Origin of the sequence: Rhizobium cerradonense, from assembly GCF_030182455.1 — a bacterium.
Classification (GTDB): domain Bacteria; phylum Pseudomonadota; class Alphaproteobacteria; order Rhizobiales; family Rhizobiaceae; genus Rhizobium.
Map to the genome: position 1 here is coordinate 307,410 of NZ_JAQJCK010000007.1, position 14,679 is coordinate 322,088.

At 60.9% G+C, this 14,679-nt stretch carries 15 protein-coding genes; 12 read left to right on the forward strand and 3 right to left on the reverse strand.

What is annotated here, in order from left to right; genetic code table 11:
* Nucleotides 1-87: 87 nt before the first annotated feature.
* Nucleotides 88-1,068 carry a complex I NDUFA9 subunit family protein gene (locus tag PH547_RS18250; RefSeq protein ID WP_104821748.1) on the forward strand — a complete coding sequence of 327 codons (981 nt, stop codon included), beginning with the start codon at nucleotides 88-90 and terminating at the stop codon, nucleotides 1,066-1,068.
* 285 nt (nucleotides 1,069-1,353) lie between these two features.
* Entirely contained in the window at nucleotides 1,354-1,518 is a 165-nt protein-coding gene (locus PH547_RS18255; RefSeq protein WP_199773511.1) for a hypothetical protein, read from the forward strand.
* A 72-nt stretch (nucleotides 1,519-1,590) separates the two neighbouring features.
* Here the strand turns inward: PH547_RS18255 and PH547_RS18260 are convergent, their stop codons facing one another.
* Nucleotides 1,591-2,391, reverse strand: coding sequence for an undecaprenyl-diphosphate phosphatase (locus PH547_RS18260; protein WP_104821747.1), 801 nt, complete (start codon nucleotides 2,389-2,391; stop codon nucleotides 1,591-1,593).
* Between the two features lie 151 nt (nucleotides 2,392-2,542).
* Here PH547_RS18260 and PH547_RS18265 point away from each other — a divergent pair, with 151 nt between their 5' ends.
* The 3 genes from PH547_RS18265 to PH547_RS18275 are packed head-to-tail and all read left to right on the forward strand — an operon-like array spanning nucleotide 2,543 to nucleotide 5,277.
* Entirely contained in the window at nucleotides 2,543-3,235 is a 693-nt protein-coding gene (locus PH547_RS18265) for a glutathione S-transferase family protein (protein WP_104821746.1), read from the forward strand.
* A 12-nt stretch (nucleotides 3,236-3,247) separates the two neighbouring features.
* Nucleotides 3,248-4,405 (forward strand): tRNA epoxyqueuosine(34) reductase QueG, encoded by a 1,158-nt coding sequence (gene queG / locus PH547_RS18270; RefSeq protein ID WP_285169014.1) that lies wholly within the window; start codon nucleotides 3,248-3,250, stop codon nucleotides 4,403-4,405.
* Entirely contained in the window at nucleotides 4,405-5,277 is an 873-nt protein-coding gene (locus tag PH547_RS18275; protein ID WP_285169015.1) for an SDR family oxidoreductase, read from the forward strand. Before queG ends, PH547_RS18275 begins: the two co-directional genes overlap by 1 nt.
* Nucleotides 5,278-5,586: 309 nt before the next feature.
* Here the strand turns inward: PH547_RS18275 and PH547_RS18280 are convergent, their stop codons facing one another.
* Nucleotides 5,587-5,820, reverse strand: a complete 234-nt coding sequence (locus PH547_RS18280; RefSeq protein WP_245464004.1) for a hypothetical protein — start codon at nucleotides 5,818-5,820, stop codon at nucleotides 5,587-5,589.
* Here PH547_RS18280 and PH547_RS18285 point away from each other — a divergent pair.
* From PH547_RS18285 to PH547_RS18310, 6 genes are all read left to right on the forward strand, one after another.
* A complete protein-coding gene (locus tag PH547_RS18285; protein WP_245463961.1) occupies nucleotides 5,714-6,043 on the forward strand; it encodes a septal ring lytic transglycosylase RlpA family protein in 330 nt (109 codons plus the stop codon). The genes PH547_RS18280 and PH547_RS18285 overlap by 107 nt on opposite strands.
* 213 nt (nucleotides 6,044-6,256) lie before the next feature.
* Nucleotides 6,257-7,546 carry an RsmB/NOP family class I SAM-dependent RNA methyltransferase gene (locus PH547_RS18290; RefSeq protein ID WP_285169016.1) on the forward strand — a complete coding sequence of 430 codons (1,290 nt, stop codon included), beginning with the start codon at nucleotides 6,257-6,259 and terminating at the stop codon, nucleotides 7,544-7,546.
* A gap of 224 nt (nucleotides 7,547-7,770) precedes the next feature.
* Nucleotides 7,771-9,057 carry an imelysin family protein gene (locus PH547_RS18295; protein WP_260303300.1) on the forward strand — a complete coding sequence of 429 codons (1,287 nt, stop codon included), beginning with the start codon at nucleotides 7,771-7,773 and terminating at the stop codon, nucleotides 9,055-9,057.
* A 45-nt stretch (nucleotides 9,058-9,102) separates the two neighbouring features.
* Nucleotides 9,103-10,662: a di-heme oxidoreductase family protein gene (locus PH547_RS18300; RefSeq protein ID WP_285169018.1), complete on the forward strand. Its 1,560-nt coding sequence runs from the start codon at nucleotides 9,103-9,105 to the stop codon at nucleotides 10,660-10,662.
* Nucleotides 10,662-11,771: an imelysin family protein gene (locus tag PH547_RS18305; protein ID WP_285169019.1), complete on the forward strand. Its 1,110-nt coding sequence runs from the start codon at nucleotides 10,662-10,664 to the stop codon at nucleotides 11,769-11,771. The genes PH547_RS18300 and PH547_RS18305 overlap by 1 nt, the downstream gene beginning before the upstream one ends.
* Nucleotides 11,772-11,776: 5 nt before the next feature.
* On the forward strand, nucleotides 11,777-12,862 hold the full coding sequence (locus PH547_RS18310) for a DUF1513 domain-containing protein (RefSeq protein ID WP_285169020.1): 1,086 nt from the start codon (nucleotides 11,777-11,779) through the stop codon (nucleotides 12,860-12,862).
* A 6-nt stretch (nucleotides 12,863-12,868) separates the two neighbouring features.
* On the opposite strand, the gene PH547_RS18315 is transcribed toward PH547_RS18310, so the two are convergent.
* Complete coding sequence (locus tag PH547_RS18315; protein WP_285169021.1) at nucleotides 12,869-13,546, reverse strand: GntR family transcriptional regulator; 678 nt, start codon at nucleotides 13,544-13,546, stop codon at nucleotides 12,869-12,871.
* 327 nt (nucleotides 13,547-13,873) lie between these two features.
* Between PH547_RS18315 and PH547_RS18320 the strand changes: the two genes are divergently transcribed.
* Entirely contained in the window at nucleotides 13,874-14,677 is an 804-nt protein-coding gene (locus tag PH547_RS18320; protein WP_285169022.1) for an alpha/beta fold hydrolase, read from the forward strand.
* Nucleotides 14,678-14,679 lie beyond the last annotated feature (2 nt).

The window sequence follows — 14,679 nt, forward strand, 5'->3', positions numbered from 1 at the left end:
TGCGGTGTGATAGCACTTCACCTCGGCCCTCGGATCGGTTAAGACGAAACCAGATCAGCCCTATTTAAGCCTTTCGAGGAGCCTGCCATGACCCTGTCCAACCTTCCACCGCTCGTGACCGTGTTCGGGGGATCGGGCTTCATTGGGCGGCATGTCGTCCGCGTGCTCGCCAAGCGCGGCTATCGCATCCGCGTCGCCGTGCGCCGCCCCGATCTCGCCGGTTTTCTGCAGCCGCTCGGCAATCTCGGCCAAATCTCGATCGTCCAGGCGAACCTGCGTTACCGCAACTCCATCGATCGCGCCGTCGAAGGCGCACAGCATGTGGTCAATTGCGTCGGCATCCTCGCCGAAAGCGGCCGCAATAAATTCGATGCCGTGCAGGAATTCGGCGCCAAGGCAATCGCGGAAGCTGCACGCGGCGCCGGCGCTTCGCTGACGCATATTTCCGCCATCGGCGCCAATGCCAATTCGCCTTCCGCCTATGCCCGCACCAAGGCTCGCGCTGAAGCCGGCATCCTGTCGATCAAGCCCGATGCCGTCATCCTGCGGCCATCGATCGTCTTCGGTCCGGAAGACAGCTTCTTCAACAAATTCGCCGATATGTCGCGCACCGCGCCCTTCCTGCCGCTCATCGGCGGCGGCGAGACGAAGTTCCAGCCGGTCTATGTCGAGGATGTCGCCGAGGTAGTCGCCCGCGGCGTCGACGGCAAGCTGAAGGCCGGCACGATCTACGAGCTTGGCGGTCCGGAGGTGCTTTCTTTCCGCGAATGTCTCGAAACGACGCTTGCCGTTATCAACCGGAAGAAGTCGCTGGTCTCCATCCCCTTCGGCCTCGCTTCGCTCATCGGCTCGGCTGCTTCGCTGGTGCCGCTCATCACGCCGCCGATCACGCCCGATCAGGTTCGCCTGCTGAAGCACGACAATGTCGTCTCCAAGGAAGCCGAGGCGGAAGGCCGGACCCTGCAGGGTATCGGCCTGATGCCGACCCTGCTCGTCTCCGTGCTGCCGTCCTACCTGGTACGCTATCGCCCGCAGGGCCAGTTCACCGGCTCCGGCAAGGCCGCGTGACGCTTTGTAGCGATTCGGAAAAATTGAAGCGCCGTCTGGTTCATCCAGGCGGCGTTTTCGTTTCCTCTGGCCGCGTTTTCGGCACCGGGAGAGCCAGCTTTGCCGTCTTGATTCACAGCTTGGCGTTGCTCAAAAGACGCACACTGAAAATAGTAGCATTAACGTCAAATTTAACATGAACCTTTATTGCTATTCATCATTTCACTGACTAACACAACCGCGCGTCGCCAAGCCCTGCACGGGCCAATCGTGGCGCGTTTCACTTCTGCGGAAAGGCATTCTTCGATGGGTAAGTCTATCGCGCTTTTGTTTGCGTGCGCGGCACTGGTGATCCTCGCTGGCTCGTTCGTGGCCCGCGGCAGCATCGCCTCGGTCAAGGGTGAATGCACGCCGACCTATGGCGTCGATCCCTGCACGACGGGTTCCATCGAGCCTTCATCCTCGAACTGATCGAGCATGAAAAAAGGCCGGTTCTCACCGGCCTTCGTTTTTCTCAAGATTCCCCCTCCCCGGCGATCGGCCTCAGCCGACCGTATAAAGCCCGATCAGGCCGAGAACGCCAATGGCGATGCGCCACCAGGCGAAGGGGGCATAGCCGCGGCGCGAGACGAAGTCGAGCAGAGCCCGGACCACGAACAATGCCGATATGAAAGCGGTAAAGAAGCCAACGACGATCAGCAGGCCCTGGTCCGTGCTGAGGTCGTGACGGCTCTTCCACAAATCCAGCGCGAAGGCGCCAGCCATGGTCGGCATGGCAAGGAAGAAAGAGAATTCCGCAGCCGAGCGCTTGTCGGCGCCAAGCAAGAGGGCACCAACGATGGTGGAGCCGGAACGCGATGTTCCCGGGATCATTGCCAGACATTGGAAGAAGCCGATCTTGATCGCCATCGGCCAGGAAAACTCATAGGCGCTGGTATATTTGGGTTTGAACTCGATCTTGTCGATCGCCAGCAGAACGATGCCACCAAGAATCAGCGAGATACAGATAACCTTCGGCGAATCGAACAGCACCGTCTTGATGAAATCATGCGCGATCGCGCCGATCACGGCAGCCGGGAGGAAGCCGAAAAGGACCGCCAGCACGAAATGGCGAGCCTTGACGCTGACCGGCAGCGCCTTTGCGATTTGAACGAGACGATTGAAATAGACGAGCAAGATGGCGAGGATAGCACCGAGCTGGATCAGAACGTCGAAAGTGGCAGCTTCATCAAAACCGAGGAAATGTCCGATCAATATCAAATGACCCGTGGAGGATACGGGAATGAACTCCGTCAGGCCTTCCACAAGGCCCAAAAACAACGCGATAACAATTTGTTCAGCCATATTGTGTCCTTTGTCAAAGAGCGGGGTGGCCCGATTCGCTTGTAATAGCTAGGCCAAACTCCTATAGCTTCAACCGATGACGTATGACTAGGGCCGCAAGATGGTGGGCCCGAGACTCTTATAAGCATCAACTGCAAAAGCCCGAGTATCAATGCCGACGCTGTATCATCATTCCATGTCATCTCCGTCACGGTTCGTCCGTCTGATTCTGACCGAATACGGCTATCAGACGGAGTTGATCGAGGAACAGACGTGGGAAAAACGGCGCGATTTCCTGGCGCTCAATCCGGCCGGCACCCTGCCGGTCTATGTCGACGACAGCATGCGGGCGCTCTGCGGCGCGACCGTGATCTCCGAATATCTCGACGAGACGCATGGCGTTTTGAAGCGAGACCGCCGGCTTCTGGCCGAAGACCCGTTCCAGCGCGCCGAAATCCGCCGGCTGACGGAGTGGTTCATGCAGAAGATGGAACAGGACGTGACGCGGCCTCTGGTGCGCGAACGGGTCTACAAGTTGCAGATGACTGCCGACCAGGGCGGCGGCGCTCCCGATTCCAAGGTGATGCGCATGGCTCGCGGCAACATCCGCCAACACATGAAGTATCTCTCCTGGCTTGCGGGTTCCCGCCAATGGCTCGCCGGTGATCGACTGAGCTATGCGGATCTCGCTGCTGCCGCCTCGGTTTCCGTTCTCGATTACCTCGGCGAGATCGACTGGATGGAATCACCCGTTGCCAAGGAATGGTATCAGCGGCTGAAATCGCGCCCGTCGTTCCGGCCGATCCTGGCGGAACGCGTGCGCGGCATCACGCCTGTATCGCACTACGCCGATCTGGATTTCTGACGAGGGCTGCATATGCCCGAAGACCGTGCCATAGATAAAGAAAGCAAGCGACGGCATAGGCTAACGGCCTTTCTTCGCGACGAAGCGCGGGCGCAGGGTTTCGATCTCTGTCGCATCACCCGGCCGGACGCCATTCCCGACGCGGGGATCAGGCTCAACCAATTCCTTGAACAAGGCTACCACGGCACCATGGCGTGGATGGAGGAAACGCGCGAACGTCGCGCTGATCCGCACATGCTCTGGGGCGATGTCCGCTCCATCGCGGTCTTCGGCCTCAACTACGGTCCCGAGGAAGACCCGCGCGGCATTCTGCAGAAGCCCGATAAAGCGGCCATTTCCGTCTATGCCCGCAACCGCGACTATCACGACATCATCAAGGGCCGGCTGAAGGAGATCGCCACCCGCTTTGCGGCGCGATCGCAGGAGGACGTCAAGGTCTTCGTCGACACGGCGCCGGTCATGGAAAAGCCGCTGGCTGCCGCAGCGGGCCTCGGCTGGCAAGGCAAGCATACCAATCTCGTCAGCCGGACGCATGGTTCCTGGCTGTTTCTCGGCTCGATGTTCACAACAGCCGATCTCGAACCGGATCAGCCCGAGATCGATCACTGCGGCTCCTGCCGCGCCTGTCTCGACGTCTGCCCGACGGCCGCATTCCCGGCCCCCTATCAGCTCGATGCGCGCCGCTGTATCTCCTACCTGACCATCGAGCATAAGGGGCCGATCGATCCGCAGCTTCGGCCGTTGATCGGCAACCGCATCTATGGCTGCGACGACTGCCTTGCCGCCTGTCCCTGGAACAAATTCGCCAGTGCGGCCGCCGAGATGAAGCTGGTCGCTCGCGACGACCTCAGGGAGCCGTCGATCGCCTTTCTGCTCGATCTCGACGATGCCGCCTTTCGCGCCTTCTTCAGCGGCTCGCCGGTCAAGCGCATCGGGCGTGACCGCTTCATTCGCAATGTACTGATCGCCGCCGGCAATTCCGGGGATCGAGGCTTGATCGCGGCGTGCGGTGGCCTGTCGGACGATCCCTCGGCCGTCGTGCGCGGCATGGCCGTCTGGGCGCTGTCGCGGTTGATGACGGCTGGCGAGTTCCGCACTTTTGCGGCAGAAAGAGGTGACGAACCGGACGCGGATGTCCGCGCGGAGTGGATACTGGCGGGAGTTGCGTGATGCATGTGATGATTTTCGGCTGCGGCTATTCGGGAACGGCTATCGCCAAGGCCTTCGCCGGCCCGGGCATTCGGATCACCGGCACGACTCGTTCGCCCGAAAAGACCGGCCCTCTTGGCGAGCAAGGCATCGAAGCTTTCGTCTTCGACGGAGAGACATTCGATCCCGCATTGAGCGAGGTGATGAAATCCGCCACGCATCTCGTCCAGTCGATCGCGCCCGGCAAGTCGGGTGATCCGCTGCTGCGGCTGGCGCATCTGAATATCCGCGCGCTCATGCCGAAGCTCGAATGGGTTTGCTATCTTTCCACCGTCGGCGTCTATGGCGACCACAAGGGCGCCTGGGTCAGCGAGGAAACGCCGCTGCATCCGGTTTCCGACCGCTCGGTTGAACGCGTCGAAGCGGAGGATGGCTGGCACCGCGTCGGAATCAGGCTCGGCATTCCGGTTGCCGTGCTCCGGCTTGCCGGCATCTATGGTCCTGGCCGCAACACCTTCTGCAATCTGGAAAAGGGAACGGCACGGCGGCTGATCAAGGCGAACCAGGTGTTCAACCGCATCCGCGTCGAGGACATCGGCGCCTGCGCCAAGTTCCTCTCCGACCGCAAACTGGGCGGCATTTATAATGTCACCGATAACGAGCCCGGTCCGCCGCAGGACGTCATCGTCGAGGCCGCCCGTCTGATGGGTGTCGAGCCGCCGCCGGAACAGGCTTTCGAAACGGCGGAGCTGACGCCGATGGCGCGTTCGTTCTATGGTGAGAACAAGCGGGTTTCGAACGCAAAACTGCGCGCGCTGGGCTTCCCATTCCGCTATCCGGACTACCGCATGTCGCTGACCCAACTGTGGTCCTCGGGGCGCTGGCGCGGCTAAGGGAATTCGACCTCACCCCCCGGATCAATCGCACGAAAATTCCTACTAACCCATATTGGCTAGTTCAATTTGCTCCACATTTATGGTTAATGATCTCTGAAATTGCACAAATGCGGCAGCAAATAAGGCGAAGTCGGAAAATTATTTTTTCAAATTTCGTGATCTTCTGCATTGCAGCATCGATTTGGGAAAATTCATTCGGTTTTTAACTGAATTTATTGTGTTTTTTCCATCAAACCTTAGTTTTAGCGGTACTCGATATCAATCGTCATAAATCACAAATGTTACATCCTGTAACATTCCGTGATATTAGCAGGCACTTTTTTGCCATTTTTCGCCCGATTTAAGCCCCCGCCGCTCACCAGGCGCAAGTTCAATTGTTTGAGGGAAAATCGGTTTGAAGAAAATCAATCGTTCTGTTGCGATCATCGCAACTATATCCGCCGCTTTTGCTATCCTCTCGACGGACGCATTTGCAGCAACGGGATGCGGGGGCGCATCATGGTACGGGGGAAGCTCCAAGACTGCTTCCGGGGAACGCATGAGTTCCTCCCATTTTACTGCCGCCCATCGCTCGCTTGCCTTTGGCACACGCCTGAAGGTAACCAACCGCCACAATGGTCGTAGCGTCGTCGTTCGCATCAACGATCGCGGACCTTTCATTCGCGGACGCGTGCTCGATCTCTCCCGTGCTGCAGCGCAGGATATCGGCATGGTTGCCTCCGGCACAGCGAGTGTTTGCTACGACGTCGTCGCCTCGAAATAACCGGCGGATCCGCTGGGAACGACCCGGCGTTTCGGCCTGACGCTTGCTCTCTCCGTCAATCGCGGCTACCACGCGGTTGAGACGTCTCAATAATCTGCCGCCACGTGCTTTTTTCGTGCGGATTGATGAGGTGTCAGTGACACTTTGGTGGTGCATGAGCCTTTCCGGTGATCCAGGTGATTTCGGAGCCATGCGCAAGCAGGAGAATAGTGAATGCGTCTGGGCGGCCGGCTGCAGGGGGCCATCGAAGTTCTTGCCGATATCGAAGCGCGCAAGCGACCAGTGGCCGACGCCCTGAAGGATTGGGGACTGGCCCATCGCTTCGCCGGCTCCGGCGACCGCGCCGCAATCGGCAACATCGTCTACGATGCTCTGCGCATGCGGCTGTCTCATGCCTGGCTGATGGGCGACGACAGCCCCTCCGCGCTTGCCCATGCCGTGCTCTTTCGCCAATGGGGCTTGACGCCCGAAGTGCTGGCCGCCGAATTCGAGGGCGACAAATTCGCGCCCGAGCCGCCAAGCGCCGAGGCGCTGGAAGCCTTTGCCGCCCGAAAGATCGAAGATGCGCCGCGCCATATCCAGGGCGACATTCCGGAATGGGTCGAGCATTCCTTCCAACAGGCTTTCGGCGATAGCTGGCTTGCCGAGGCCCAGGCATTAGCCGAGCGGCCGACGCTCGATCTGCGGGCCAACGCGCTGAAGGCCAGCCGCGACAAGGCCGTGAAGGCACTGGAACGCGCCGGAGCGCATGCCTCGAAGATCGCCCGTTACGGTATCCGCATTCCCGCCGGCGAAGGCGCATCGCGCCTGCCGAATGTCACCGCCGAACTTTCCTTCCAGAAAGGCTGGTTCGAGGTGCAGGACGAAGGCTCGCAGATCGTTGCCGATCTCGTCCTGCCTGAAGAAGGCGACCAGGTGCTCGACTATTGCGCCGGCGGCGGCGGCAAGACGCTCGCCATGTCGGCGGCGATGCACAATAAGGGCCAGGTCCATGCCTATGATTCCGATCGGCGGCGGCTGGCACCGATTATCGAGCGATTGAAGCGCGCCGGCACGCGCAATGTTCAGGTGCATGACGAAAGAAACGGCCTGCTCCCTTTGCGCGGCAAATTCGACAAGGTGCTGGTCGATGCCCCCTGCACCGGTACCGGCACCTGGCGCCGCCGCCCCGATACGAAGTGGCGGCTGACGCAGAAGAACCTCGACGAGCGCACCAGCCAGCAGCAGGAAGCGCTGGCTCAGGCCGGCGAATTCGTCCGCCCCGGCGGCCTGTTGCTCTATGTCACCTGTTCGGTCCTGCCGGAAGAAAATGAAACGCAGGTCAACCGCTTCGCAGCCAACAATCCGGACTTCGAAGTGGTCGAGGCGCTGAGCTCCTGGGAGAAGCTGTTCGGAAAGGATGCGCCCAAGCCGCGCTCTTCCGATGGCAAGACCATTACCCTGACGCCGGCATCGACGGATACCGACGGCTTCTTCTTCTGCCGGCTGCGGCGGAAGGGATAGGCAAGGCTTATCCCGCTCGCGGCGCGTTTGCTGGTTCGGCGGAACGAGACGGCGCGACATCTGCCGCTTTTTCCAGGCAAATGCGCTGCTTTGCCAATGCTGGAACTATCAATTTCCCGTTTTAAAATCATTCCAAACTAGAGTGTTTGACACCAGTTTGTTTTTAATACATGAGACGATTTACCAAGTTTCTGACGGCGCCCCCGCCGTCACAGGAGAGGATCATGAAACTGAAAATCAATTTTGGCGCCGGCCTGGCGCTGGCCGTCGCCTCGACTGCCATGTCCACCCTTCCGGCGCTCGCAGCCGCACCCGAGCCGGCCGCCATCATCAAGCATTACGCCGAAGTGGGGCATGCCAAGTATCAGGACGCGCTGACCACGGCGCAGACGCTGGACAAGGCGATCGATGCATTGCTTGCCAATCCCAGCGACAAGACGCTGAAGGCTGCCCAGGCTGCCTGGATCAAGGCGCGGGTTCCCTACGAGCAAACAGAAGTCTACCGCTTCGGCAATCCGATCGTCGACGATTGGGAAGGCGCGGTGAATTCCTGGCCGCTCGACGAAGGCCTGATCGACTATGTCGATGCCTCCTACGGCACCGAGAGCGATGAGAATTCGCTTTATGTCGCCAATGTCATCGCCAACAAGACGATCAAGATCAACGGCAAGGATGTCGACGCTTCGCATCTGACGCCGGAATTCCTCTCCGGTACGCTGCAGCAGGCCGGCGGCGTCGAAGCCAATGTCGCGACTGGCTACCACGCTATCGAATTCCTGCTCTGGGGCCAGGATCTGCACGGCACGGGCCCGGGCGCCGGCGAACGTCCCGCCACCGACTACGACCTGAAGAATTGCACGCACGGCAATTGCGATCGCCGCGCCGAATACCTGAAATCGGCCTCGACCCTGCTCGTCTCCGCCATGCAGGAGATGACCAATGACTGGGCGCCGGATGGCGAAGCCACCAAGCATATCGAAGCCGATCCGAAGGCCGGTCTCGCCGCCATCCTGACCGGCATGGGCTCGCTCTCCTATGGCGAACTCGCAGGCGAGCGCATGAAGCTCGGCCTGCTGTTGCATGATCCCGAGCAGGAGCATGATTGCTTCTCCGACAACACCTACAACTCCCACAACAATGCCGCCATCGGCATTGCCGCGGCTTATAACGGCAATTACACGCGCGTCGACGGCACCAAGATGAAGGGTCCGTCGCTGCACGATCTCGTTGCCGCCAAGGACAAGGCGCTGGACAAGGAGATGGAAGGCAAGCTGAACGCGACGCTCGATGCCATGAAGGCCATGGTTCATCGCGGAGAGACCGTCGAGAAGTACGACCAGATGATCGCCGAGGGCAATAAGGTCGGCAACGCCACCGTTCAGAAAGCGATCGACGGCCTGCTCGATCAGACGAAGAGCATCCAGCGCGTCGTCGCCGACCTCGATCTCGGCACGATCAAGCTTGAAGGCTCGGACAGCCTTGATAATCCTAACGCCGTCTTCAAGAAGTAATAAAGGAGGGCGGCGGTATCTGACGATGCTGCCGCCCTGATCCAGATGATCCGCATTCCGGTCAGCCGCGCATTCTTGCCCGCCCTCGCAGCGGGCTTTGTGGTTTTTGCAGTGACGTTGGCGGCAGCCGATGCGCTGAATTTCCCAACCGTCCGCACCGATCTGTCGGCCGATACGCTGAAACGGGTTCAGGACGTTACCCGCCCGACGGCGGATTTTTCCAAAGCCGAGCCCTATGAGGCGATGGAGAGTGGCGCGACGACGTCGATTGCCCCCGTCAGCCGCAATATCTTTTCCCAGCCTTCCGCCAATCTGGGCCTGGAGCGCGAAGAGAATTTCCATCTCGGCAACGCGTTGTTTCGCCAGCTCTGGGTCTCCTCGCCCTCCTCCACGCAGGCGACCGACGGGCTGGGGCCATTGTTCAACGCCCGCTCCTGCCAGAGCTGTCATATCAGGGACGGTCGTGGCCATCCGCCGGAGACGGCGGGAGCCCCCGCCACGTCGATGGTGCTGCGGCTGGCGCGGCCGGCGATCACGCCGGAAGAAGAACAGGTCGTCAAGGATTCCAAGGCGCTCAATTTTCCGGATTCGACCTATGGCGCTCAGTTGCAGGACCTTGCCGTTCCCGGTCTCGCGGCCGAGGGCAAGGTGGCTGTCACCTATGCGGAAGAGCCGGTGACGCTGGCAGGTGGCGAAGCTATTTCGCTGCGCAAGCCCCATTATGCCGTGACCGCGCTGGCCTACGGTCCTCTCGGCCAGACGACGACGGTCTCGGCGCGTGTCGCGCCGCCGATGATCGGCCTTGGCCTGATCGAAGCCATTCCAGATGCCGATATCCTCGCCCATGCCGACCCCGACGACAAGGATGGCGACGGCATTCGCGGCCGCGCCGCCGTGGTCCGCGATCATCGCACCGGCCAGCTCGCTCTCGGCCGCTTCGGCTGGAAGGCGCAGAACGCCACCGTGCGCGATCAGGTCGCCGACGCATTCCTCAACGATATCGGCATTTCCACGCCCGACCAGCCGAACGCCCACGGCGATTGCACGGCCAAGGAAGCACACTGCCTTGCCATGCCGACCGGCGTGCAGAAGCGTCTTGGCGACACGGAAGCACCAGGGCCTATCCTCGATCTCGTCACCTTCTATTCCGAGAACCTCGCCGTGCCCGCGCGCCGCAAGGCGAGCTTTCCCGATGTGCTGCATGGGAAGGAAATCTTCTATCAATCCGGCTGCGCTGCCTGTCATACGCCGAAATTCGTCACCCGCGACGATCTCAAGGGAAGCGACGGCAAGGCTGCCGCGCAGGCCTTTCAGCTCATCTGGCCCTATTCCGATTTCCTGCTGCACGACATGGGCGATAGGCTCTCGGACGGCCAGCAGGTCGGTGTGGCATCGGGACGCGATTGGCGCACGCCGCCTCTCTGGGGTATAGGGCTGACGCAAACGGTCAGCGGCCAGCAAGCCTACCTGCATGACGGCCGCGCCCGCACGCTCACCGAAGCCATCCTCTGGCATGGAGGAGAGGCGGAAAAGGCCCGCAATACATTCGCAAACCTGCCGCAGAACGACAGGCAAGCACTCATCGATTTTCTGGAGTCCCTTTGATGCGCCATTGGAAACCTTTCGCGGCCAGCCTGCTCCTCAGCCTTGCGGCACTGCCCGCAAGCGCCCAGGACGCGACGGCCAATGGCGCCGGGCTGAACGAAGCAGCCGTGCCGGCGGTCCTGCAGAAGGCGGTCGACGATGTCATCCGCCCCGGATACCGCGCCATGCATGACAGCGCCTCGAAGCTGACCACGGCGATGAAGGCGCTCTGCACTGATCCTTCCGCCGCAAGCCTTGCCAACGCGCAGTCCGCCTTCGGCGATACGATCAAAAGCTGGTCGCGCATCGAGATCGTGCAGACCGGGCCGATCATCGAAAAGAACCGTTTCGAACACATCCTCTTTTATCCCGACCGCAAGGGCGTCGGCTTGAAACAAGTGCAGGCGCTGATCGCCAAGGCCGACGAGCACGACACCACGGTCGAGGCGGTCGCCGGCAAGAGCGTGGCACTGATGAGCCTAACGGCGCTGGAATACGTGCTCTACGGCAACGGCTCCAGCGTTCTCAGCACCGAAAAGCAAGGATTCCGCTGCCGCTATGGCGCGGCCGTCGCCGGCAATATCGAAAACACGGCCAAGGACATCGCCGACGAATGGGACGATCCGAACGGCGTGCAGAAATCCTGGAAGTTTCCGGGCAAGACCAGCAACGACTTCATGGACAACAAGGAAGCGGTAACGGCGCTGCTCGGCATCCTCGTGCATGGAGCTGCCAATGTCCGCGACCAGCGGTTGGAAACCTTCTATAAGGGCGATCAGGTAGCGGCCCGGCCGAAGATGGCGATCTACTGGCGCTCGGCCAATACCTGGACCTCGTTATCAGGCAATATCGAGGGTCTGAAGACGCTCTGGGAAAAGGCCGACATGGCAAGCTTGCTGCCATCAGACAAACCCGCCGTCGCCGCCAAGATCGACGGCCTCCTGAACGAGCTTGCGACGACGGCGACGACAATCAATCCGGATATCGAGGCCGCCATCGGCAACGACGCGGAGCGCGCCAAGATCGACAAGCTGCTCTCCGTCAGCCGCGACCTCGCCACCAGCTTCAGCGACGAGTATGGCGGCGCCATCGGGCTCTCGGCCGGCTTCTCCTTCGCAGACGGAGACTGAGCGCGATGCGCAGCGGCCTGATCGATCGCAGAGCTTTCGTCAAGGCGGCGGGGCTGACCTTCCTCGCGGCGCTCAAGCCCGGTGCCTTGATGGCGCTGGAGCGGGCCGATGCAGTCTATGCCTCCGGCATCCGCGCATCAGACGGTTCCTTCGCCGTGGCGACGGTCACCGAGCGCGGCCAGATCCTTGATCAGGTGGCACTGCCCGCCCGCGCCCACGGCATGGCCTTTTCTAAGGTAACCGGCAAGACCGTCGCCTTCGCCCGCCGCCCCGGCACCTATGCGATGATCTTCGATCCCTGGAACAAGGGCGAGCCCATTGTCATCACCTCGCGCGAGGGCCGGCATTTCTATGGCCACGGCACGTTTTCCCCTGATGGAAAGCTGCTCTACGCCAGCGAAAACGACTTCGACAACAACAGGGGCATGATCGGCATCTACGACGCCCGCAATCGCTTCGCGCGGATCGGCGAATACGAAACCTACGGCACCGGCCCGCATGACATGACAGTTTCCGACGACGGGACGCTGTTAGTCGTTGCCAATGGCGGCATCGAGACCCATCCGGATTTCGGCCGCACCAAGCTCAACCTCGATCATATGGAGCCGTCGCTCACCCTGATCGACGCGGCCAGCGGCCGGCTGATCGAAAAGCACGCCTTGCCGCCACAATATGCCCGGGTCTCCACCCGCCATGTCGATATCGACGTGCAAGGCCGCATCTGGTTCGCCTGCCAATATGAAGGCCATCGCAACGACCTGCCGCCGCTCATCGGCCATTTCTCCAAGGGCGAAGACCTGACCTTCGTAACCCTGCCCGACGATACGACCCGGGCGCTTGGAAATTATGTGGGCGCCATTGCCGTCAATCGCGCCGAAAACCTCGTCGGCGTCGCCTCGCCGGTCGAAGGCACGTCGGTGACGCTCGATGCGAAGACAGGCAGGGTGCTGAAGGTGGAAAGCATCGCCGACGCCGCTGGCATCGCACCGGCACGGCATGGCTTTGCCGTTTCCTCCTATCGCGGCGATTTCCTGGGCGAGCACAGCGACGTCGCCTGGGATCAGCATATCGTGCGCATCACCCGCGGCTGACGCTGCCTAAACTAGCTTGTTGCCTTCAATGAAACGCCGCAACGCCGTCGCCGCATTCAGCATATGCGCCCGCATGCGCCGCGACGCCATTTCCCCGTCACCCTCTGCGATTGCCTGCATGATGGCTTCATGCTCCGCCCGGGATCGATCGAGGCGCTGTTCCTGCTGCAATTGAGCGCGGCGGAAGGCCATTAGACGATTGCGGATCGCGATTGCCTGTTCGGCGAGGAAGCTATTGTGGGTCGCCTGATAGATCGCCTCGTGGAAGGCGCGGTTGAAGGTATCATAGGCATCGAAATCGCCCTTTTTCACAATAGCTTCGGATGCATCGTGCAGTTCGATCAGGTGGCTACGCTCCAGGGGCGTCATGCGATAGGTGGCGAGCCTGACGCACATGGCTTCGATTTCGGCTGCCGTCTCGAACATGTCCATGATGCGCTCGGGCGTCATACGGGCGACGACGACGCCCCGCCGCGCTCGCACTTCGACTAGGCCGTTTGCCGCCAGTTGCCTTAATGCCTCGCGAACCGGCGTGCGCGAAGCGCCGAAGCGATCGGCAAGGTGCTGCTCGTCCATCGCAGCGCCCGCCTTCAGCTTACCGGCCGCGATCTCGTCCGCCAGCGCGTTGCGGATACGATCAGACAACAATTCGCGATCCTCAGTGTCATCCGATCTATCAGCCATTTCTCATTCTCCCGCGCCCATACCGCTTGTATGCAAAAACATCTCTCCGCCTCATTTTTGCATGCAAATTCTCCATCACGCAACTGTTACGCATCCAAATATTGACGGATATCACCAGTGAGAATACAAAAACGATCAACGAGAGCGCTCTTGCATACATAAAGCAGCCTCGAATACCCATCCGGAATGCAAGACGGGGCACATTTGATCCGTTCGGGCAAATGCCGCTCCCAGAAATACGAAACCTTCAAGAAGCTCACCGCTCCGACATGCGGCGCGGACGGCTTTCTGGTGCCCGTTTATCCTCTAACCACAAGGATCACGATGATGATGATGACCAGACGGAATTTCTCGACCGCGCTCATTGCCGGCGCCGCCACCTCCTTAGTTTCGACGCGCGCCATGGCCGCCAGCAGCGCGGCCTCGAGTTCGGGTTCCGCGCTCCCGGCGCCGCCAAAGGCTCGCAACGTCGTCCTTGCCCATGGGCTCTTCGCAGACGGCTCCTGCTGGACGGAAGTCATCGCGCGGCTGCAGGCCAAGGGGCTGAAGTGCACGGCGGTGCAGAACCCCCTGACGACGCTTCCCGAGGCGGTTGCGGCCGTCCAGCGCGTTCTCGATCGCCAGGACGGCCCGACAGTCCTCGTCGGCCATTCCTTCTCCGGCATGATCGTGACGGAAGCCGGTGTGCATCCGAAGGTTTCTTCGCTGGTCTATGTCGCAGCCCGCGCACCGGATGCAGGCGAAGATTATACGGCGCTCGCCAAGACATATCCGACGCCTCCGGCATCGGCAGGCATTGTCTTCGACGGCGATGAAGGACGACTGACAGAGGAAGCTTTCCTGCGGGATTTCGCCGGCGACCTGCCCAGGGCCAAGGCAGAGGTGCTTTATGCCGTGCAGGAGCCCTTCCAAAAGGCCTTGCTGACCGGGAAGACCACCCAGGCCGCCTGGCGCAGCAAGCCGAGCTGGTATGCGGTCTCCACCGAAGACAGGACGATCAATCCGGATCTGGAACGCTTCATGGCCAAGCGCATGGGCGCCAAGACCATCGAGGTAAAGGCCAGCCATCTCTCACTGATCTCGCACCCCGATACGATCGCCCGTCTGATCCTGGAAGCCGCTGGGCATTGACC